General features: G+C 68.1%; 4 protein-coding genes. 1 reads left to right on the top strand and 3 read right to left on the bottom strand.

Features of this window, described 5'->3' with window-relative positions:
- The first annotated feature begins 237 nt into the window (after window positions 1–237).
- Window positions 238–1,299 carry an ABC transporter substrate-binding protein gene (locus tag G4G71_RS14045; RefSeq protein ID WP_169938504.1) on the top strand — a complete coding sequence of 354 codons (1,062 nt, stop codon included), beginning with the start codon at window positions 238–240 and terminating at the stop codon, window positions 1,297–1,299.
- 109 nt (window positions 1,300–1,408) lie between these two features.
- On the opposite strand, the gene G4G71_RS14040 is transcribed toward G4G71_RS14045, so the two are convergent.
- The 3 genes from G4G71_RS14040 to G4G71_RS14030 are packed head-to-tail and all read right to left on the bottom strand — an operon-like array spanning window position 1,409 to window position 23,024.
- Window positions 1,409–2,383, bottom strand: a complete 975-nt coding sequence (locus tag G4G71_RS14040; RefSeq protein WP_169938502.1) for an alpha/beta hydrolase — start codon at window positions 2,381–2,383, stop codon at window positions 1,409–1,411.
- The gene (locus G4G71_RS14035) at window positions 2,380–10,239 is read right to left on the bottom strand and encodes a non-ribosomal peptide synthetase (protein WP_169938501.1); all 7,860 of its coding nucleotides are present in this window, start codon (window positions 10,237–10,239) and stop codon (window positions 2,380–2,382) included. The genes G4G71_RS14040 and G4G71_RS14035 overlap by 4 nt, the downstream gene beginning before the upstream one ends.
- A complete protein-coding gene (locus tag G4G71_RS14030; protein ID WP_169938499.1) occupies window positions 10,239–23,024 on the bottom strand; it encodes a non-ribosomal peptide synthase/polyketide synthase in 12,786 nt (4,261 codons plus the stop codon). The genes G4G71_RS14035 and G4G71_RS14030 overlap by 1 nt, the downstream gene beginning before the upstream one ends.
- Between the last annotated feature and the right edge of the window lie 231 nt (window positions 23,025–23,255).

The following is a 23,255-nucleotide window of genomic DNA, read 5'->3' as shown; positions in this document are numbered from 1 at the left end:
AAATGCATTAATGAGCTAACTCAGGCCATTTAAGGGAAGCCCCCGGCACTCATCCAATGCATTCGGCGAATATTTTTTATGCCGCCAGGGCATCTGCCGGCGAAGCCCTGTGGTTGTTCGCTTAGCTCGAAAAATTACTAAAAAATGTCTTTTTATTATTTTGTTGATGGAAAGCCCCATGCCTTAAGTGCAGGCGCCGGAGCCACATGCGCTCCCCCACTGCAGGAGGCAGGCGCCATGAAGGCCCTCACTGATCAATTGCTCTCCCTTTTCGCTGCGCCAGTGCTGGCCGGCCTGCTCGGCGCCTATCCACTGGTGACCCAGGCCGCCGACCCGGTGAAGGAAATCCGCATCGCCGTGCCGGACGTCAGCGCCGGGCAGAACCATTCCGGCGGAGGCGTGGTGGACGTCCTCTACACCCGCCAACTCCTGGAAAAGGAATTCGCTGCCGACGGCATCCAGATCAAGTGGAGCTTCTTCAAGGGCGCGGGCCCGGTGGTCAACGAAGCCTTCGCCAATGGCCAAGTGGACTTCGCCTACTTGGGCGATCTGGCGGCGATCATCGGCAAGTCCAGCGGGCTGGATAGCCGCGTGCTGGCCGCCACCGCGCGCGGCGTCAACCATTATCTGGGCGTGCAGCCGGGTTCGGGGATCAAGACCCTGGCCGACCTCAAGGGCAAACGCGTGGGAATCTTCCGTGGCACCGCCAGCCAGCTGTCGTTCGACAACGCCCTGGCCAGCGCCGGGCTATCCGAGAAGGACCTGAAGGTGATCAACCTCGACTTCAGCGCCGCCCTCGCCGCCCTGGCGGCCAAACAGATCGACGCCACCTGGGGTCTTGCCGGCCTGTTCGCGCTGCGCGACAAGGGCCTGGCGGAAATCCCGCTGAGCACCCACGACCTCGGTGGCGCCGGCACCCTGCAAGCGCTGCTGGTGGGCAACGGCGAGTTCGTCGACGCTCATCCGGACATCACCGAACGCCTGCTCAAGGTGCAGCTGCAAGCAGTGCAGTGGGCCAGCACAGAAGGCAACCGTGATGCGTTCATCGACCTGGTATCGCAGCAGGCCGGCTACCCGACGGTGATCTTCAAGAGCGAATTCCAGGGCCGGCCGCTGGCGGAAGTCCTGTCACCGAAGCTGGACGTCGATTTCCTCGGGCGCCTGGATGCGTCCATCACGGCAGCCAAGAACTACGGCCTGATCCGCCGTGAATTCAAAGCCGCCGACTGGGCCAGCCCGGCGCTGCAGGACGCCGCCAGCCGCGACTTGGCTTCGCAGCCAGTGGCGGCACTCCAATAGCCAGCCCCGTGCTCTTCGTAGGAGCGAGCTTGCTCGCGAACCGCACTCTGCCGATATCCCGGCTCGGGCGGCGGAGGGTTCGCGAGCAAGCTCGCTCCTACAGGGAAGCTCACCAGCGAGCGGCAAGAAACTCCGCCACCCGCCGGTAATACCCGTCAACTTCCGGCACCAGGTTGCCCATCCGCAGAAAGTCATGGGTCATGCCGCAGCAGCGCTCGGCTTCCACCTCCACGCCCTGCGCTACCAGCGTATGGGCGTAGGCCAGGCCTTCGTCCAGCAACGGATCGAACTCCGCGGCGAACAGCAGCGCCGGGGCGCTGCCTTGCAGGGCCGCGCCCGCCTGCAACGGCGAGCAACGCCAATCGCGGCGCTGCGCAGCATCGGGCACGTACTGCTCGTAGAACCAGTCCAGGCTGGCCGTTTCCAGCAGATAACCTTCGGCGAACAACTCCTGGGATTCGCTGCGCTTGCTGGCATCCGCAGCGGGATAGAACAGCAACTGGGCGCAGGGCTGCTCGACGCCCTCGCCCGCCAGTTCGGCGCAGAGCACCGTGGCCAGGGTGGCGCCGGCGCTGTCGCCGCCCACCGCCACGCGGCGCGGGTTCAGGGCGAGGCTGGCGGCAGAAGCCAGCAGCCAGTTCCAGGCATCGCGGGCGTCGTGGGTAGCCGCCGGGAAAGGCGCCTCCGGTGCCAGTCGGTAGCCCAGCGAAATCACCGAGCAATCGCAGTGTTTCGCCAGCAACCGGCACAGGCCGTCGTGGGAATCCAGACTACCGACCGTGTAGCCGCCGCCGTGGAAATACAGGATCGCCGCGTCGCCCATTCCGTTTCCGGTGAAAGCGGGCCGATACAGCCGTGCGGGCAGTTCGCGGCCATCCCGCACAGGAATCCGCAATGCCTCCACGGGCATCGACGGCGCTCCGGCCTTGAGCGACTCGGACGAGGCTTCGAAGTCCTCCCGCGCCTGCCCTACCGGCAGTTCATGCAGCGCCGGGCGACCGCTGCGGCGGCCCTCGTCGACCATATCGAGAAACGCGGAAATCTCCGGGTGCAGCATGCCGACCTCTGTCATCAATGCGTTCATACCGTGGCCTTTTCCTTGGCGGTTTCGACCTGTGCGCAGCAATGGCCGATTACACCGTCCAGCTCCTCGCGCAGCATTGCCATCAGCGCCTCGATGCGTGACGGGCGGAACACCCGGCGGCTGAACATGCAGCGCAGGGTCAGCTCGCCGTCGTAGACCTGGCCGACGATCTCCAGCCAGTTGTTCATCGGCGTGCTGGCGGCGTAGGTGTCGCCGGGCTTCTCCTGCAAGGGCACGAACAGCGCCTGGTCATCGAAGCTCTGGTCGAACTGGCCGAGGTAGTTGAAGGTGACGCGCGGCTCGGCGCGGGCAGCGAGCTGGCGGCGCAGCGCGCTGTCGCCCAGGTAACGCAACGCGCCGTAACCGATGCCCTTGTCCGGTACCGCGCGCAGTTGCTGGCGGATCGTCGGGATGGACTGGGCGTAACTGCCCTGCCCCGGCGTCAGGCGCAGCGGGAACAGGCTGGTGAACCAGCCGAGCGTGCGACTGTGGTCGACGCTGTCGAGGATGTCCTCACGGCCGTGGCCTTCCAGCCCGATCAGCACCGACTCGCTGTCGCACCACTGGCACAGCGTGCGCCCCAGTGCCGTCAGCAGCAGGTCGTTGATCTGCGTGCGGTAAGCCTCGGGCGCGACCTTCAGCAGGCGCTGGGTCTGCTCGCGGTCCAGGCGCAGGAACGTCTGCTCCAGGTGCGCCATGCGCTCGGTGCCGCGCGGGTTGTCGCGCTGCGGCTCGCCCAGGCCGGCGGTATCGGTCTGCTCCAGCCAGTACGGCAGGTCGCCTTGCGCCAGTTGGCTGTCAGCATACTCGCGCAGACCTTCGGCCCAGGCGCGGTAGGCGCTGGTGCGCTCGAAGCGTGGCGCCGGATCGCCGTTGAGCTGCGCCGCGTAACGCTGTTGCAGTTCCTCCAGCAGGATGCGCCAGGACACACCGTCCACGCCCAGGTGGTGGATCACCAGCAGCAGGCGCTGGGTGCCGCCGGCCATGTCGGTGAGCACGCCGCGCAGCAGGCGACCTTCGCTCAGGTCGAGACTGCGCTGCGCCTGGTTGGCAATCAGCAGCGCCTCCTCGGCATTCGCCGCCTGGCGCTGCCAGAGCAACGCGCCGGTGATCTCGCTGGCGTCGCGATAACGCTGGCGCCACACGCCATCCGCGCCACGGGCGAAGGACAGGCGCAGGCTGCCATGCTCAGCCAGCAAGCCTTGCAACGCCGCCTCCAGCGCATCGGCATCCAGACGCTGACGACACTCCAGCAACACCGCCTGGTTGAAGTGGTTCGGCTCCTCCAACTGCTGCTCGAACATCCATTGCTGGATCGGCACCAGGCCGAAGGATTCGCCATCATCGGCGACTTCCACGGCTGTTATCGGGGCCGCTTCGGCCACGCTCTCGGCGCGCTCCAGCAGACCGGCGATGGTCTGGTACTGCAACAGGTCACGCAGACGAATCTCCACGCCCTCGCCCAACGCCTGGCGCGCACGGGAAACGATCTGCAGGCTGAGGATGGAGTCGCCGCCGAGGTCGAAGAAGTTGTCGCGGATGCCGACGCGCTCCACTTGCAGCACGTCCTGCCAGATCGCCGCCAGAGCCTGTTCGCGCTCGTTGCGCGGAGCCTCGTAGGCCTCCCCCTGCCAGGTCGGCTCGGGCAGTGCCTTGCGGTCGATCTTGCCGTTGGGCGACAGCGGGAAGCGCGCAAGCTTGAGAATCTGCGCCGGTACCATGTAGTCCGGCACCTGGGCGCGGAGGAAGCTGCGCAGCGTGTCACCGTCGACTTCACCGACCACGTAACCGACCAGTTGCTTGCCGCTAATACCGTCGCGAGCGACCACCAACGCTTCGCTGACCTGCGGGTGATCCTGCAGGCGCGCCTCGATCTCGCCCAGTTCGATGCGGAAGCCACGAATCTTCACCTGATGGTCGATCCGGCCCACATAGTCGATCACGCCATCGGCGCGGCCACGCACCAGATCGCCGGAGCGGTAGAGCCGGCCACCGCGAGCATCGAACGGGTCCGCCACGAAACGCTCGGCGGTCAATCCGGCGCGCTCGTGGTAGCCGCGCGCCAGGCCGTCGCCGCCGATGTACAGCTCGCCCGCTACGCCCAGCGGAACCTGGCGCAGTTGCTCGTCGAGTATGTACAGCGTGCGCGCGCCGACACCCTTGCCGATGGGTGCATAGGCGGCATCGCAGGCCGTGGCGCGATCAGCCTTCCACAGCAGCGGCGTGACCACGGTTTCCGTAGGCCCGTAGCCGTTGATCAGGTGCTCGGCGCGCAGTGCGCGCTTGGCCAGTTCAAAGCTGGCGTTGGGCACCGCGTCGCCGCCAAAGCAGTAGATGCGCACCGGCGGCGGGTTGCCGTCGCGCAGGGCATGCTCAGCCAACTGTTGCAGGTAGACCGGCGGGAAGGCCGCCACGCTCACCTGTTTGTCGTGCAGCACGCGGTACGTCTGCTCCGGCGTCCACAGCTCATCGCCGCGCAGCACCAGACTGCCGCCGTGGACCAGGGTGGTCAGCCAGCGCTCGTGGGCGCCGTCGAAGGCGAAGGACATGAAGTGCAGCTCGCGGCTAGCCGCGTGCATCCGGTACAGCTCGCCGATGGCCGCGCAGTGCATGGCCAGGGGACCATGGCTGACCGCAACGCCCTTGGGCTTGCCGGTGGAGCCGGAGGTGTAGATCAGGTAGGCCAGGTTTTCCGGTTCCAGCGCCACCACCGGCAGGTCGCTGTCTTCGCCGGTGAGGTCAAGGTGATCCAGCTCGAGGCAAGTCACGCCCGCTGGCAGCGGCAGGCGCTCGCGCAAGCGGCTGTCGGTGATCAGCAGCGCGATGCCGGCATCGGCCATCTGGAATTCCAGGCGCTCGCGCGGGTACTCGGCGTCCAGCGGTACATAGGCACCGCCGGCCTTGAGCACCGCCAGCAGCGCCAAGGGAATACGCGTGCTGCGCGGCAACGCCACACCGACGCGAACTTCCGGGCCGACCCCCAGCGCCATCAGCCGATGAGCCAGGCGGTTGGAGTCGCGCTCCAGCGCCGTGTAGTCGACCTCTTCGTCGCCACAGATCAGCGCCACCTCGTTGCCGCGCAGAGCGGCCTGACGAGCGATGGCCAGATGCACCGGCTCGGCCGGCGGCAAGGTCTGGTGCGGACCACGGCAGGCAGCCAACGCTGCGCGATCATTGGCGGACAGGCATTGCAGCTCGCCCACGCGCTTGCCAGCGCCGTGCAGCAGGCTGTCCAGCACCTGTTCCAGGTTGCCGCGCAGGCGCGCCACGGCCGGTGCGCTGAAGTGCGCGCGCAGGTACTGGTACTCGATCTCCAGCCTGTCGCCGACGCGCACCGCGAGGTCCATCGGAATGCTGGTCTCGTCCTTGGATTTCAGCTCGCCGAAACGCGGACCCTGGGCGCTGCGCAGCACCTCGTCAACCGGGTAGTTCTCGAACACGATGATGCTGTCGAACAGCGCCTGCCCGGCCTGGCCGGCCCAGCGCTGGATGTCGTAAAGCGGCGTGTGCTCGAACTCGCGCACTTCCAGGTTGTAGGCCTGCAGTTCGCGCAGCCAGTCGCCCAGGTCGGCGTGCTCCGCCGGCGCCTGGACGATGGGCAGCGTATTGATGAACAGGCCCAGCAGGCTGTCGGCACCCGGCAACTGCGCGGGCCGACCGGCCACGGTGGCGCCAAAGGCCACGCGTTGCTGGCCGGTGTAGCGTTGCAGTAGGAGAATCCACGCCGCCTGCACCAGGGTATTCAGCGTCACCCGCTGGCTGCGGGCGAAGGCTTTCAGGCGCTCGGTAGCCGCCGCGTCGTAGCGGCTGTATTCCAGGCCGTGGCCGCTGCCCTCGGCCGGGCGCGCCAGGCTGTCGGCGAGCACGGTGGGCTGGGCGAAGCCTTGCAGGCGCGCGCCCCAGAAGTCCTGAGCCTGCTGCTGATCCTGCGCTTGCAGCCAGTGGATGTAGTCGCGGTAGCGGCCCTGTTCGGCGATGGCCTCGCCGTTGTAGCGACGCAGCGCCTCGGCGAACAGTTGGGCGTTGCTCCAGCCATCGAGCAGGATGTGGTGATGGGTGTAGACCAGTTGGTGGCTGTCCTCGGCGCTGCGTACCAGTACCAGGCGCAGCAGCGGTGGACGTTCCAGGTCGAAGCTGCGGCGGCGTTCGGCGGCAGCCAGATCGTCCAGTGCTGCATCCATGTCCTCGCGGCCACGCCAGTCCAGAACTTCCAGCGGCAGCTCGACACGTTTGTGCACGGCCTGAAGCGGTTTATCGAGACCCTGCCAGTGCACGCCTGCACGCAGGTTGTCATGGGCATCCAGCGCGGCCTGCCAGGCGCTGCGGAAACGCTCGACGTCCAGCCCCTGCACTTCCACGCGCAGCTGGTTGACGTAGACCCCGCCTTCGCTGCCGTCCACGCCGTGGAACAGCATGCCCTGCTGCATGGGCGACAGCGGATAGAGGTCTTCGATCTCGCCGGGGTTCAGACCGAGCGCGGCCAGTTGGACATGATCTGGCGCATCGATGGCCGCGCTGCGTGCCGGCGCTTCGACCGCTACGACATCACCTGCCACACGGGCCAGGGCTTGCAGCGTCTGGTGCTGGAACAAGTCCTTCGGGCTCAGCTGCAACCCGGCGGCACGCGCGCGGCTGACCACCTGGATGGAGACGATGGAGTCGCCGCCCAGTTCGAAGAAGTTGTCGTCCAGGCCGACCCGTTCCAGGCCCAGCACGGCGCACCAGATGGCCGCGAGCGTCTGCTCGCGCTCGCTCTCCGGCGCGCGGTAGCTCTTCTGCAGCAGGCTGAAATCCGGCTCCGGCAGGGCCTTGCGGTCCAGCTTGCCGTTGGGTGTGAGCGGCATGCGCTCCAACTGGACGATCTGCGCCGGAACCATGTAGTCCGGCAACTCTTCCAGCAGCGCGGCACGCAGGTCGATATCGATCTGCCCTGTGACGTAGCCGACCAGTTGCTTGACCTGCCCCGCATCGCGAGCGATCACCACTGCCTCGCGCACGCCGGGTTGGCCGAGCAGGCGCGACTCGATCTCGCCCAGTTCGATACGGAAGCCGCGAATCTTCACCTGATGGTCGATGCGGCCGAGGTACTCCAGCACACCATCTGCCCGCCAGCGCGCAAGGTCGCCGGTGCGGTACATGCGCGCATTGGAATCCCTGCTGTAGGGATCGGCGACGAAGCGCTCGGCGGTCAGTTCGGGTCGGCCGTGGTAGCCGCGCGCCAGGCCGTCGCCGGCAATGTACAGCTCGCCGGCCACGCCGATGGGCGCCGGTTGCAGCTCGCCGTCGAGGATGTACAGCTGAGTGTTGGCGATGGGCTTGCCGAGCAAAGCGCGGGCGCCCTTGTCGATCTTCCAGGCCGCCGACCAGATGGTGGTTTCGGTGGGGCCGTAGAGGTTCCACAGGGCCTCGGTCTGCGTGGTGAGCTTGTCCGCCAGCTCGGCGGACAACGCCTCGCCGCCGCAGAAGAAGCGGCAGCCGGTCAGGCGCGAGAAGTCTTCATGGCCGCCGAGCAGCGTCCAGGTGCTCGGCGTCGCCTGGATCACCGTCACGCCCTGCTCCAGCACCACGCCCAGCAGACGCGCCGGGTCGCGGGCGACGTCGCGGTCCACCAGCACCACGCGGCCGCCGACCAGGAGCGGCAGGTATAGCTCCAGCGCGGAAATATCGAAGGACAGCGAGGTCAGCGCGAGCACGCGGTCCTGCGCTTCCAGCCCCGGCTCGCGGGCCATGCTGAACATGAAGTTGACCACCCCGCCGTGGCGCACCGCCACGCCCTTGGGCTTGCCGGTGGAGCCGGAGGTGTAGATGACGTAGGCGAGATCGTCCGGGCGCGCGAGGTTGTGCAGGTCGCTGTCGGCATAGGTGTCCAGCTGCGCCCAGTCGCGGTCCAGGCAGAAGGCGCGGGCGCCAGTCTGCGGCAGCTCGCCGAGCAGATGTTCCTGCGTCAGCAGCAGGCGCACGCCACCGTCTTCGAGCATGTGCGCCAGGCGTTCGGCGGGGAATTCCGGGTCCAGCGGCACATACGCGCCGCCGGCCTTGAGCACGGCGAGCAAAGCCACCGGCAGTTCGACGGAGCGTTCCAGCGCCACGCCGACCCGGCTGTCCGGACCAACGCCCTGCTCGCGCAGCCAGTGCGCGAGGCGGTTGGCGCGGCTGTTCAGCTCGGCGTAGCTGAAGCTGCGCTGGCCATCGGTCAGCGCGATGTCGTTCGGCGAGCGCGCCGCCTGCTGCTCGATCAGTTGGTGCAGGCAGGCGTCGCGCGGGTAATCGATGTCGGTGGCGTTCCAGCCGTAGAGCAATTGCTCGCGCTCGCGGCCGTCGAGCAACGGCAGGAGCGCGACCGGGCATTGCGGCTCGGCGACGATGCCGCGCAGCAGGTTGAGGAAATGCCCGGCGAGGCGTTCGATGGTCGACGCGTCGAACTGGTCGGTGGCGTACATGAACTGCCCGCGCACCTGGCCGTCGCGGCTTTCCTCGGTGTTCAGGGTCAGGTCGAACTTGGCGATGCCGCTGTCCAGTTCCAGGCTTTCCAGCTGCAGGCCGCCGGGCAGCTCGCGCAGCGCGTCGCGACGGCTCGGCTGGTGGTTGCAGGCCACCTGGAACAGCGGGTTGTAGCTCAGGCTGCGCTCGGGTTGCAGCGCATCCACCAGTTGTTCGAACGGAAGGTCCGGGTTGGCCTGGGCGCCGAGCACCGCTTCGCGGGTGCGGGCGAGGAAGGCGTTGAAGGATTCGTCGCCATCGATACGCGCGGACAGCACCTGGGTGTTGACGAAGAAGCCGATCAGCCGCTCGCTCTCAGCGCGGCCACGGCCGGCGATGGGCACGCCGACGCGCAGCTCGCGCTGGCCGCTGTAGCGCGACAGCAGCAGCTGGTACGCAGCGAGGATCAGCATGAACAGCGTGGCGCCCTGCCCCCGCGCCAGTTCGCGCAGGGAATCGCTCAGCCCGCGCGGCAGCTCGAAGTCCAGGGTGGCGCCGCGGTAGCTCTGCACCAGCGGGCGCGGCCGGTCGCCCGGCAGGGTCAGCAGCAGCGATTCGTCGCCCAGCTGCTCTTTCCAGTAGGCCAGTTGCCGCTCGCCCTCGCCGGCCGCCAGCCACAGGCGCTGCCAGCGGGCGATGTCGCTGTACTGGATCGGCAGCTCGGCCAGGTCGGCTTTCGCGCCCTGCACCTCGGCGCTGTACAGCACCGCGAACTCGTCAATCAGTACGCCGATGGACCAGCCGTCGGCGATGATGTGGTGCAGGTTCACCAGCAGCAGCGCCTCACTCGGCAGCCGCGCCAGGTGCAGGCGCAGCAGCGGGCCTTCGGCGAGATCGAAGGAGCGTTGCGCGCACTGGTTCAACCATTGGCGAGCCTCGGCCTCATTCGCGAAGTCCTTTCGCTCCAGCTGCGCCGGCACCGGCGGCAGGACACACTGCATGACCTCGCCATCCGATTCCCGTAGGGCGCATAACGCGCCAGCGTTATCCGCCGTCGCATCCTGCCCAGGTTGCGGCGGATGACGCTGCGCGTCATTCGCCCTACCAGAGCGGAAGACTGTGCGCAGGCTTTCATGGCGCGCGATCAGCGCGGTGAAAGCACGCTCCAGCGCGCCCTCGTCCAGCGCGCCGCGCAGGCGCACGGCGGCCGGGATGTTGTAGGCGGCGCTGTGCGGCTCCATCTGCCAGAGGAACCACAGGCGCGCCTGGGCCGCCGAGAGTGGCGCAAGCTCGCGACCCTCGCGCAGGATGGGCAGGCGCGAAAGGCTCACGCCTTTCTCGCGTAGCTGGCGCAGAAAGACGATCTGCTTGTCCTCGGGTAGCGCACCAAGGCGCTCCGCGACCTGTTTCAGCTGGGCGTCCATCGGTTGACTCATTACAGGTTCTCCAGCTCGCCGAGCAGTTCATCCATCAGGTCCAGTTCCTCTTCCGCGCTGGCGGAGCTTGCCCGCTGGCTTTCGATCCAGGCGGCCAGTGATTCGATGTTGCTCAGCTCGAACAGACGGTGCAGCGGCAACTCCAGCCCCAGGCGCTGACGCAGGGTCAAGCCGACCTGGGTGAGCAGCAGCGAATGGCCGCCCAGCTCGAAGAAGTCGTCGTGCAGGCCGACGCGTTCCACCTGCAATACGTGCTGCCAGATACCGGCCAGTTCCACTTCCAGGTCGCTGCGCGGTGCCACGTACTCACGCTGGCTCGCGCTCAGTTGCGGGTCCGGCAGGGCCTTGCGGTCCAGCTTGCCGTTGGGCGACAGCGGCATGGCATCGAGGGTGATGATCCGCGACGGCACCATGTAGTCCGGCAGCTCGCCGAGCAGCGTCTGGCGCAATGCTTCGGGCTCGGCGCTGGCGACCACATAGGCCAGCAGTACGCCGTCCTTCGCGACCACCACGGCTTCGGTGACTTCCGGCTGCGCTTGCAGGCGCGCCTCGATCTCGCCCAGTTCGATGCGCAGGCCGCGAATCTTCACCTGGTGATCGAGGCGGCCGAGGTACTCGATGGCGCCGTCCTCGCGCTGGCGAGCCAGGTCGCCGGTGCGATACAGGCGCTCACCCTGCCCGTGTGGATCGGCCACGAAGCGCTCGGCGGTCAGGCCGGGACGTGCGTGGTAACCGCGCGCCAGGCCGACGCCGCCGATGTACAGCTCGCCGGCCACGCCTTGCGGCACCGGTTCCAGGCGCTCGTCCAGCAGCACCAGGCGCAGGTTGTCGATGGGCCGGCCGATGGGCACGACCTGCCGCGCACTCTCCTCGTCACAGGCCCAGAAGCTGACGTCGATCGCTGCTTCGGTGGGGCCGTAGAGGTTGTGCAGTTTCGCGCTGCTGCGCTGGCGGAACTGCTGTTGCAACTCGTAGGGCAGCGCCTCGCCGGAGCACATCACCTGCAGCAGCGACGGGCAGCGCTCCAGTTCGCCGGAAGCAACGAAGGCCTGCAGCATCGACGGCACGAAGTGCAGCGTAGTGACCTGCCCTGACTCAATCACCTGGCGCAGTGCTGCCGGATCGCGGTGCGCGCCGGGCGCGGCGACCACCAGCGCCGCACCGGTCATGAGCGGCCAGAAGAACTCCCACACCGACACGTCGAAGCTGAACGGAGTCTTCTGCAGCACGCGGTCGGAGGCATCCAGCGCATAGGCTTTCTGCATCCAGTGCAGGCGGTTGACCAGCGCGCGGTGGCTGTTGCCGGCCCCCTTGGGCTTGCCGGTGGAGCCGGAGGTGTAGATCAGGTACGCGAGATTCTGCGGGCTGCCCTCGATTGCCGGGTTCTGCTCGGAAGCCGTGGCGATCTTGCTCCACTGGCTGTCCAGGCACAGGGTTTTCGCAGCCGTCTGAGGCAGGCGTTCCAACAGGTGCTGCTGGGTCAGCAGCAGATTGACGCCGCTGTCGCTCAGCATGTGCTGCAGGCGATCCTGCGGGTAGTCCGGGTCCATCGGCACATAGGCGCCGCCGGCCTTGACGATTCCCAGCAGGGCAACCACCAGCTCCACCGAACGCTCGGCAGCCACACCGACCAGCACGTCCGGGCCGACACCCTGGCCGCGTAGCCAATGCGCAAGCTGGTTGGCGCGGGCGTTGAGCTGGGCGTAGCTCAGGCGCTGCTCGCCGAATTGCAGGGCCAGCGCGTCCGGAGTCGCCGCAACCTGGCGCTCGATCAGACTTTGCAGTTGTACGTCTGCCGGGAAAGCGGCATCGGTGTCGTTGAACCGCTGCAGCAGCCTGTTGCGCTCATCACTGGAGAGCTGGCTGACGCGGCCCAGCGGGCGCTCGGCGTCTTCCACCAGAGCCAGCAGCAAGCGCTCGAAATGGCCGCGCAGCTGTTCGATCTGGCTCGCGCTGAAGCGGTCGGCGCGGTAGGTGTAGCGCACGTCCAGCTGCTCGCCGGCGCTCGCCACCAGGGCCAGGGCGTAGTTGGTGCCGTCCACCGGGCGATGGCCGAGGATGCGCAGCTCATCGTTCGCGGACGACGACAGCGCGGCGTCCATGGGGAAGTTCTCGAACACGATGAGGCTGTCGAACATCGCCTGGCCGCCACGGCCAGCCCAGCGCTGGATGTCGTACAGCGGCGTGTGCTCGAACTCGCGCACGTCGAGGTTGAAGGCCTGCAGCTCACGCAGCCAGTCGCCGACGCGCTGGGCGTCGTCCGGGGTCTGCAGGATCGGCAGCGTGTTGATGAACAGGCCGAGGCTTTCCTCCGCCCCCGGCAGGGTCGCCGGGCGACCAGCGACGGTAGCGCCGAAAGTCACGCTGCGCTGGCCGCAGTAGCGTTGCAGCAGCAGCGCCCAGGCGCCCTGCACCAGGGTGTTGAGGGTGATGCGCTGGGCCTGGGCGAAGCGTTGCAGCGGCGCCGTGTCGAGACGGCTGTGCAGCTCGCGTAGCGGCTCCTCGCGGAAGCTCGCGCTGCAGGCGGTGGCCAGCAGGGTCGGCTCGTCGAAGCCTTTCAGGCGTTCGCGCCAGAAGGTTTCACCGATAGCGCCGTCCTGGGCATGCAGCCAGCCGATGTAGTCGCCGTACTGCGCGACGGGCGCCGGCAGCGTCTCACCACGGTAGAGGGCGAGTACTTCGCCGATCAGCCGCGCGCTGCTCCAGCCGTCCAGCAGCAGGTGGTGGCAGGTCCAGATCAGGTGGTAGCGGCGCTCACCGAGGCGCACCAGCGCCAGGCGTTGCAGCGGCGGCTGAGCCAGGTCGAAGCCCAGGTTGCGCTGGGCGTCGGCGACGCTTTCCAACTGCTGCTCGCTGACCTGCTGGTCGCGCCAGTCGAAGGACTGCACCGGCAACTGCACCTCACGCAGGACGAACTGCAACGACGCCGAATCCGCACTGGCGAGGAAGCCGGTGCGCAGGTTGGCGTGGCGGGCAATGACCGCACGCCAGGCGTCGAGGAAGCGGACTTCATCGAGACCGTCCAGGTCGACGCGCAGCTGGTTGACGTAGAGCGACGAGCCCGGCACGTCGAGGGCGTGGAACAGCATGCCTTGCTGCATCGGCGACAGCGGATAGAGGTCATCGACACCAGCCGGCAGCGGCAGCGCGTCGAGCTGGGCCTGATCCAGACCGACCAGCGGCAGCTCGGCGGCTTCCACCTTGCGTGGCGTGGCCAGGCAGTAAGCCACCAGCGCCTGCAATTCGCCGCGCAGCAGCGCTTGCAGCTCATCGATGTCGGCAGCGTCGAACATGGCGCTGCTGTAGGTGACTTCCAGGCTCAGCTCACCGCCGAGCACACGGCCGGCGTAGACCAGCGCATTGCCCAGCGAGGCGTTCAGCGGCTGGCTCCGGCCCACGCCTTCGAAGGCCGGCAGGAAGTCGGCGTCGGCGAAGGCCTGGTCGAGCTGACCGAGGTAGTTGAAGGTCACCTGCGGCGTCGGCAGGGCACGCAGGCTGGCCGCGTGCTGGCTGAGATAGCGCAGTTGGCCGTAACCCATGCCGGCGCGCGGCAAGTTGCGCAGGTGTTCGCGGGTGGCGCGCAGGTCCGCGCCCGGCTCGCCGCCGGCTTGCAGGCGGAGCGGATACAGCGCGGTGAACCAGCCCACGGAGCGGCTCAGGTCCAGCGTTGCCTGGTTATCGAAGGCATCGCGGCCATGGCCTTCCATTTCCACCAGCGCGGAGGACTCGCCGGTCCAGGCGCACAGTGCACGGGCCAGGGCAGTCAGCAGCAGGTCGTTGATCTGCACGCGCTGCGCTTTCAGCGCCGGGCCGAGCAGTTGGCGGGTGGTTTCGGCGTCGAGGCTGAAGCGCGCATTGGCGGCTTCTTTCCAGGTGCCCGGAGCATCGGTGTGGGCACGTTTGAGCGACGGCGCACCGCGCAGTTCGCCTTGCCAGTAAGCCAGCTCGGCAGCGACTTCGGCGCTGTTGGCGGCTGCCTGCTGGCGAGCGCTCCACGCCTGGTAGCTGTCGCTGCGCGGCAGCGTGGCGGGCGTGCGGCCGGCGCGCAGTTCGCGGTAGGCGTACTGCAGGTCTTCCAGCAGGATTCGCCAGGACACGCCGTCCACCGCCAGATGGTGGATGACCAGCAGCAGGCGTTCGCCGCCGCTTTCCAGCGTGACGTGCATGGCGCGCAGCAGCGGGCCGTTGGCGATATTCAGGCTGGCCTGGGTGTCGTCGCACAGGCGCTCCAGGGTGCGGGCATCGGCGGCGCGGCGGCGCCACAGGAGGGTCATGTCCAGCGCACCCTGTTCAGCGTAACGCTGGCTGCTGCCGTTGAAGCGCAGGCGCAGCGCGTCGTGCTGACCCATCAGCCAGTGCAGGGCACGAGCCAGGGCGTCGCCATCCAGTGCTTCACGCGGTTGCAGCAGAAGCGCCTGGTTCCAGTGGTGGCGCTGGGCGCTCGGCACGCGTTCGAAGAAGCGCGCCTGCACCGGGGACAACACCACCTCGCCGCTGACAGCCACCGGAGCCGGTGCCGCAGCGGCAGCCGGCGCGCGGCTTTCCAGCCATTGCGCGAGTTGGCGGACGCTCTGGCGCTCGAACAGCTGTTTCGGGCTGAGCTTGTAACCCAGCTTACGGATGCGCGCGATGATCTGCAGGCTGAGGATCGAGTCGCCGCCCAGTTCGAAGAAGTTCTCCTCGGCGCCGACGTGCTCGACTTTCAGCACGGCCTGCCAGATGTCGGCGATGCGCTGTTCCAGTTCGCTCAGCGGCGCGCTGTCCACTGCCTTGGCGACCGACTCGGCACGCGGCAGGGCCTTGCGGTCAACCTTGCCGTTGGCGTTCAGCGGCAGGCGTTCCAGCAGGATGAGCTGGGCTGGCAGCAGGTATTCCGGAACTTCACCGGTCAGGGCTTCGCGCAGCGCTTCCACACTCTGGCCCTCGGCCACGGCCCAGGCCAGCAGCTTCATCGGACCGTCGCCTTCGCGCTCGGCAAGCGCCACGGCATCGCGCACGCCCGGCAGGCGCTTGAGCGCTTGTGCCAGTTCGCCCGGCTCGACGCGGTAGCCACGGATTTTCACCTGGTCGTCGACGCGGCCGAGGAACTCCACGTCGCCACGACGGTTCAGGCGCACACGGTCGCCACTGCGGTACAGGCGCTCCCCCTCGATCTCTACGAAGCGTTCGGCCGTCATTTCCGGCTGGCCGAGGTAGCCCAGCGCCAGGCCGGCACCGCCGATGTAAAGCTCGCCCGGTACACCCGGCAGCAGGTCGCGACCGTTCTCGTCGAGTACGCGGACGGCGGTGTTGGCCAGCGGCGTACCGATGGGCAGGCTGCCCGCCGGCAGATCATCCACCAGCGACCATTCGAGGGTCAGCACGCCCACGGTGGACTCGCTGGGGCCGTAGTGGTTGACGATGCGCAGCTTGGGTGCAAGCTCGCGCAGCGGTTGCAGCAGCGCGCGGTCGCAGGCTTCACCGCCCACCACCAGCAGGCGGCGCGGCAGCACGGCGGCAGCGTTCGGCGCGGCGGCCAGCAGACCGGCGAGATGGCTGGGGACGATCTTCAGCACGTCCACGTCCTGCATGAACGCGGCGAAGCGCTCGGCATCGGCCACAGCCTGGGCATCCGCCAGGTGCAGGCGACCACCGCCGCACAGCGCGCCGAACAGCGTGGTGTGGCCAAGGTCGGCGGCCACCGAGGAGACCATGGCCATGCCCAGACCGTGGGCGCGGCCCTGGTCCAGTTGCAGGCGTTCCAGCACGGCCTGCACGTAGTTGGCCAGCGCCGCGTGGCTGACGCGCACGCCCTTGGGCTGGCCGGTGGAACCGGAAGTGAAGATGACGTAGGCGGCTTGCTGCGGATCGATGTTCCGCGCGGGCGCGGCATCAATGCCCTGCTCCGGGCCACCGGCCGGGATCAGCATGGCGGCTTCGCCGAAGGTCTCTACCAGCGCCGCATCACTGACCAGCACGCGGCCGATGGCGTTGTCCTTGAGCAGCTGGCGCAGACGCTCGGCCGGCTGCGCCGGGTCCAGCGGCACATAGGTGGCACCGGCCTTGAGCAGGCCCAGCAGCAGAAGAACCCACTGCGCGCTGCGCTCCTGGCAGATGGCGACGCACTCGCCCTGCTCCACGCCGGTTTCGATCAGCGCGTTGGCCAGGCGGTTGCTTCGCTGATCCAGTTCGGAGTAGCTATAGCGGATGTGGTCATCCTGCAAAGCAATGGCATCCGGCTGTGCGGCTACCTGCGCGGCGAAGAGGCCGAGCACATCCTGTTGCGGCCACTGGCGCGCTTTGCCACGACGGCGCGACGCCACCGGGCGCGGCAGCTCGCCAATGGCGCGTTGCGGCTCGGCGCAGAGTTGGCGAAGCAGCGCCTCGAACTGGCCGGCGATAGCGGCGACGCTGTCCTCGTCGAACAGGTCGCGGGCATAGACGAAGCTGCCGCGCAGTTCATCGCCCGGCGCGCCGCTGGCGTCCAGTGCCTCGGCCATGTCCAGAGCGAGGTCGAAGCGCGCGCCGTACTGCTCCTCGCTGAACAGCTCCAGCTTCAGCGCACCGGCGTCGGGCAGGCGGCTGACGTCGAAGCCGAAGTTGAACTTCACCTGCACCAGCGGGTTGTAGGCCAGGCTGCGTTCGGGTTGCAGCGCTTCCACCAGCTGTTCGAACGGCAGGTCCTGGTTCGCCTGCGCGCCCAGGGCCAGCGGCTTGAGGCGGGCCAGCAGCGAGGCGAAGGACTCGTCATCCGCCAGTGCGCACGGCATGACCTGGGTGTTGACGAAGAAGCCGATCAGGCCTTCGGTTTCCAGTTGCTGGCGGTTGGCGATGGGTACGGCCACACGCAGGTCGCGCTGGCCGCTGTAGCGCTGCATCAACACGGCGTACGCGCCGAGTAGCAGCATGAACAGGGTAACGTCCTGCTCGCGGGCCAGTTGCTTGAGGCGGCTGCCCAGCCCGGCGTCCAGGCTGAAGCCGAGGCTGCCGCCGCGGTAACTCTGCACGGCCGGACGCGGGCGGTCGGCGGCCAGTTCCAACACAGGCGTTTCCTGGCTGAGTTGCTCGGTCCACCAGTTCAGCTGACGCTGCCCCTCCTCGCCCGCCAGCAGCTCGCGCTGCCACTGGGCGTAGTCGGCGTACTGCACCGGCAGCGCCGGCAATTGCAGTTCCTCGCCAGCGGCGAAGGCGCCGTAGAGGCGGCTGAACTCGTCCACCAGCACGCGGATCGACCAGCCATCGGAGACGATGTGGTGCATCGTCAGCAGCAGTACGTGGTCGGCGTCGGCCACTTCTTTTGGAGACAATCGCATCAGGGTCAGGCGCAGCAGCGGGCCGTTGCGCAGGTCGAACGGACGCTCGGCTTCTTCCTCGGCCAACTGGCGTGCGGTGACTTCGGCATCTTTCTCCGCGGACAGATCGACCCGCGCCAGGTCCAGCGGCTGCGCCGGCTGGATGCGCTGGAAGGCCTGCCCATCCACTTCGTCGAAGGTGGTGCGCAGGGTTTCATGGCGCGCCACCAGGGCATCGAAGGCACGGCGCAGGGCGGTTTCGTCCAGTTCACCGCGCAGACGCAGTGCTCCGGGAACGTTGTAGGCGGCGCTGGCCGGCTCCATCTGCCAGAAGAACCACAGGCGGCTCTGCGCGGCGGACAGCGGCAGGTCGCCGTCGCGGGCCACGGCGCGCAGCGGCGGGCGAGTAGCGGAATTCGCAGCGCCCAGGCGGGCAGCGAATTCGTCCAGGCGGCTGGCTTCGAACAGGTCGCGCAGCGGCACTTCGCAATGCAGGTCGCGACGCAGGCGGGAGATCACCTGGGTTGCCAACAGCGAGTGGCCGCCCAGCTCGAAGAAATCATCCTCGCGGCCGATAGCCGGCACGCCGAGCACTTCGGCCCAGACGGCGGCGACGCGGCTTTCCAGGCCGTCGCGCGGGGCTTCGGTTGTGCTGGCGGCGTCCTGTGGCTCAGGCAGCGCCTTGCGGTCGATCTTGCCGTTGGCGTTGAGCGTCATTTCGGCAAGTACAAGGATGCGCGACGGCACCATGTAGTCTGGCAGTTGCGCACGCAGCGCGGCTTTCAGGATGTCTTCGGCGACGCCTTCACCCGTCACGTAGCCCAGCAGGCGCTTGCCGCGCTCGCTGTCACGGGCGATCACCGCCGCTTCGCGCACGCCGGGCAGCGCACGCAGGCGGGCTTCGATCTCGCCGGGCTCGATGCGGAAGCCGCGGATCTTCACCTGCTGGTCGACGCGGCCGAGATAATCCAGCGCACCGTCTTCACGCCAGCGCACGCGGTCGCCGCTGCGGTAAAGGCGCAGCCCGTCCGCGTAGGGGTCGGCCACGAAACGTTCCGCGGTCATGCCGGCGCGCTGGTGGTAACCACGGGCGAGGCCGTGGCCGCCGATGTACAGCTCGCCGGCCACGCCGCGCGGCAGCGGTTGCAGGCGGTCGTCGAGGATATACAGGCTGCGTTCGCCGACCACTTCGCCGATGGGCGCATAAGCCGCGCCGCACGCGGTGCGCGCGTCTGCCTTCCAGAGCATCGGGGTGACCACGGTTTCGGTCGGGCCGTAGCCGTTGATCAGGTGTTCGGGCTTCAGTGCCTGGTGCGCCAGCTGGTAGGCCGCTTCCGGTACCGCGTCACCGCCGAAGCAGTAGATGCGCATACTCGGCGCGTGACCGTGGATCGTTGCTTGTTCCGCCAGCTGTTGCAGGTAGGCCGGCGGGAAGGCGGCGACGGTCACTGCATGACGGCGCAGTTGGTCGAGCGTCTGTTCGGCGGTCCACAGCGCGTCGTTGCGGATCAGCAGGCTGCCACCGTGGGACAGCGCGGTGAGCCAGCGTTCGTGGGCGCCGTCAAAGGCGAAGGACATGAAGATCAGTTCGCGGTCTTCGCTGGTCATCGCGTAGCGCTGGCCGATGGCGCGGCAGTGCGCGGCGATCTCGCCGTGGGCGACGGCGACGCCCTTGGGCTGGCCGGTGGAGCCGGAGGTGTAGATCAGGTAGGCAAGGTTCTGCGCCTGGATGCGCAGCAGCGGGCGCACGGCCAGGGCGTTGGCGAGGTCGGCTTCTTCCAGCACCAGGCGCTCGACGCCTTCGGGCAACGGCAGGCGCTCGGCCAGTGCGGCATTGGTAAGCAGCAGGTCCACACCGGCGTCCTGCATCAGCCAGGCGAGGCGCTCCTCGGGATAGTCGACGTCCAGCGGCAGGTAGGCGCCGCCGGCTTTCATGACGGCCAGCAGGGCCAGCGGGATATCCACGCCGCGCGGCAGCGCCACGGCAACCCGGCGCTCCGGGCCGATGCCGCGCTGGATCAGGCGCTGCGCCAGACGGTTGGAGCGGTCTTCCAGTTCCGCAAAGTTCACCTCGCGTTGCTCGTCGATTAGCGCGACCTTCGCCGGATAGCGGCGGGCCTGGGCGGCGATGGTTTCGCTCAGCGCCTCGAGGGCCGGTGCCTCGCCGGCCACGGCGATGCTCCAGTCGCTGGCGGGCAGCCAGTCGCGGGCGTCGAGGACGGCGTCGGCATTCATTTTCGGCAGTGCGCGCAACAGATCGAGGAAGTGCCCGACGAGGCGCTGCATGCCGGCGGCGGCGTAGCGTTCCTTCGCGTAGCAGAAGCTCACGCGCAAAGAGTGTTCGCCCTCGCGGACGCGCAGCACCAGGTCGAACGGGGTTTCCAGATCGAGCTGTTCCAGGGCTTCCACGGTCAGGCCCGGCAGGCCATTGCCGGCTCGCGGCTGCCACTGGTGGTCGAAGGCAACCTGGCACAGCGGGTGGCGGCCGTGGCCGCGCTCGGGTTGCAGGGCTTCCACCAGTTGCTCGAACGGCAGGCCCTGGTGCGCCTGGGCTTGCAGCAGGTCGTCGCGCAGTTGGCGGAGCACGCCGCGCAGGCTGGCGCCTTCGGGCAGCTCGCTGCGCAGCACCAGCAGGTTGACGAAGAAGCCGACCAGTCGCTCGCTGTCCAGCTGCTCGCGGCCTGCCTGGGTCAGTCCGATGCGCAGGTCGTGCTGGCCGCTATAGCGCTGCAGCAGCAGGTTGTAGGCGCTGAGCAGGAGCATCGGCAGCGTGGCGCCGTGGGCCTGGGCCAGGCCGCGCAATTGACGCGTCAGGTCGGCATCGACTTCCTGTTCGATCAGTGCGGCGCTCTGGCCTTTTTCACCGGTCGTGAACGGCAATTCCAGCGGTGCATGGGCGGTGCCCAGGCGCTCGCTCCACCAGTCCAGCAGACGGGCGCCCTCGCCCGCTTCCAGTTTGCTCTGCTGGGCGGCAGCAAGGTCGAGGTACTGGCGCGACAGCGCCGGCAGCACCGGCTCGCGCTGCTCGACGATGGCGCGGTAGCACTCGGCGAATTCATCCAGCAGCAGGTTCAGCGACCAGCCGTCGGCGATGATGTGGTGCACGCCGAGCAGCAGCGCCTGACGGCCGCCACCGAGGTTCTGCAGGCGCAGGCGCAGCAGCGGGCCGGCGGCCAGGTCGAAGGGTTCGGCGGCAAAGGCATCGGCATCTTCGCGGGCGGCGATATCGCGGCGGGCGTTGCCCAGGGAGCTGAAGTCGCTCTCGGTCAGTTCTACGAGCGTGTCGCTGGAGAGGCTCAACGACACTTCGCCGTCCGCCTGTTCGATGAAGCGGCTGCGCAGGGTTTCGTGGCGGCCCAGCAGCACGGCGAACGCCTGCTCCACTGCCGGACGGCGCAGTTCGCCGCGCAGGTTCATGCGCCCGGCAATGTGGTAGACGGCGCTTTCCGGCTCCAGCTTCCAGAGGAACCACAGGCGGCGCTGGGCCGGCGACAGCGGCAGCAAACCGTCACGCGGGACCTGCGGCACGGCCTCGACCTGAGTGGTCGGCAGTGCGGCCAGTGCAGCAACGAAGGCGCCCAGCTCCGGCGCTTCGAACAGCAGGCGCAGTTCCACGGCGCGACCGAGACGCTCGCGCAGGCGCGCCATCAGTTGGGTGGCCTTGATCGAATTGCCGCCCAGGGCGAAGAAATTGTCGTCACGGCGAATCGCAGGCAGCTCCAGCACTTCGCTCCACAGCGCAGCGATGGCTTGCTCCTCGGCAGTCAGTGCAGCAACCGGCCTGGCGCTGGCGCCATCGCTGATCGGTTCGCCAGCGCGCTGGATGGCGTAGGCCTGCAGGCTGCCATCGAGCAGCTGCGCGCGGCACGCCGAGCGCTGCAGCTTGCCGCTGGAAGTCTTGGGCAGTGCGCCCGGTTCCAGCAGCGCCACCACCAGCGGCGCCTCCTGGAAGGTCTCGGCAACGGCGGCGGAGATGGCCTTGGCGAGGGCTTCGGCGGAAATCAGCTTGCGCACGCTGCGCCCGACCTCGGCGGCGATGCCGATGCCTTCGCGGCCCTGGTGTTCGATGGCGAAGGCGGAGACACGGCCCTTGCGCACCAGGTCTACCTCTTCTTCCACGCAGCGTTCCAGGTCCTGCGGGTAGAGGTTCTGCCCGCGAACAATGAGCATGTCCTTGAGCCGGCCGGTGACGAAGAGTTCGCCGTTGTGCAGGAAGCCCAGGTCGCCGGTACGCAGCCAGGTGCGGCCGTCCTTAAGGGCGAAGGTGCGCGCACTGGCTTCCGGGTTGCGCCAGTAGCCCAGCGCCACGCTGGGGCCACTGCTCCAGATTTCGCCGACGCGGTCCGGGCCGAGGGTTTCGCCGCTCACCGGGTCGACCAGTTGCACGTCGTGGTCCGGCTGGGTGCGGCCGCAGTTGATCAGCGAAGTACCGCGGCCTGGGCGGGCGATGTTTTCACCCAGGGCGTTGAGGTCCACTTCCAGTTGGCCGATGCCCTCGCCGCGCACGCCGCCCGTGACGAACAGGGTCGCTTCGGCGAGACCGTAGCAGGCGTAGAAGGACGAGGCGTCGAACTGCGCGGGGGCGAACCAGGCGGCGAAGCGCTCCAGGGTGTCCGGGCGGATCGGCTCGGAGCCGGAGAAGGCCACGCGCCATTTGCTCAGGTCCAGGCCTTCCAGCGCGGCTTCGTTGACCCGCTCGCAGCACAGCCGGTAGGCGAAGTCCGGGCCGCCACTGACGGTACCGCCGAAGCGCGCGATAGCTTCCAGCCAGCGGCGCGGGCGCTCGAGGAAGTAGCGCGGCGACATCAGCACGCACTCGATGCCGCTGTAGATCGGCTGCAGCAGCCCGCCGATCAGGCCCATGTCGTGGAACAGCGGCAGCCAGCTGACGATCACGTCGTCGTCACCGATGCCGAAACCGTGACGGATCAGGCGCTCGTTGGCGACCAGGTTGCCGTGGCTGACCTGCACGCCCTTGGGCGTCGAGGTGGAGCCGGAGGTGTATTGCAGGAAGGCGATGTCGTCGTCGGCCAGTTCGGGCATCTGCCATTCGACGGCCAGCGCCGGATCGGCCTGGTCCACCGCCAGCAGCAGCGGGCTCTCGCCGTTCTCGCGGGCGCAGGCCGGGCGCAGGGCTTCGATCAGTGTGGAGTCGGTGAGCACCAGGCTGGGCTCGGCGTCATCGAGGATCGAGCGCAGGCGCGCCAGGTGCTGCGGGCGCACCGACTCCGGCGGATAGGCCGGCACGGCGATGATGCCCGAGTAGAGGCAGGCGAAGAACGCCGTGACGTAGTCCGGGCCGCTGGGCAGCAGCAGTACGGCGCGGTCGCCGTGCCGGCCGTGGCGCAGCATCCAGGCGGCCATGGCGCGGGCGCGCTCGTCCAGCTCGCGGAAGCTGATGGGTTGTTCGACGTTCTCGGCGATGAATCGCAGGGCAGTCTTGCGCGGCATTTCGCAGGCGCGCTGCAGCAGGGCCTCGACCAGGTTTCCTGCGGCTTCGTAACGGTCGTTCATGACATCACCTGTTCTGGCGGCGGGCGTGTGGGGCCTGCCGGAGGGAATTCTTGGGACTTACCGAGGCCCCTGCTTGGCATGGGCTTTCCCGGTACTCCGAACTGTTCCCTCTCCCTTCAGGGAGAGGGTTAGGGAGAGGGTGCTTCCGACCACTCCGGAGCTGGGCGCTGCCCTCTCCCCCGCCCTCTCCCTGAAGGGAGAGGGAGCTATCTGTGCCGGCTGATAGGTCCG

This window comes from Pseudomonas multiresinivorans, assembly GCF_012971725.1.
GTDB lineage: Bacteria > Pseudomonadota > Gammaproteobacteria > Pseudomonadales > Pseudomonadaceae > Pseudomonas > Pseudomonas multiresinivorans.
The sequence above is the reverse complement of the archived record's forward strand: the minus strand, read 5'-3'. Positions and strand labels throughout refer to the sequence as shown.

Coding starts and splice junctions, on each gene's coding strand:
- G4G71_RS14045 (WP_169938504.1), top strand. CDS start 238: ATGAAGGCCCTCACTGATCAATTGCTCTCCCTTTTCGCTGCGCCAGTG.
- G4G71_RS14035 (WP_169938501.1), bottom strand. CDS start 10,239: ATGAGTCAACCGATGGACGCCCAGCTGAAACAGGTCGCGGAGCGCCTT.
- G4G71_RS14040 (WP_169938502.1), bottom strand. CDS start 2,383: ATGAACGCATTGATGACAGAGGTCGGCATGCTGCACCCGGAGATTTCC.
- G4G71_RS14030 (WP_169938499.1), bottom strand. CDS start 23,024: ATGAACGACCGTTACGAAGCCGCAGGAAACCTGGTCGAGGCCCTGCTG.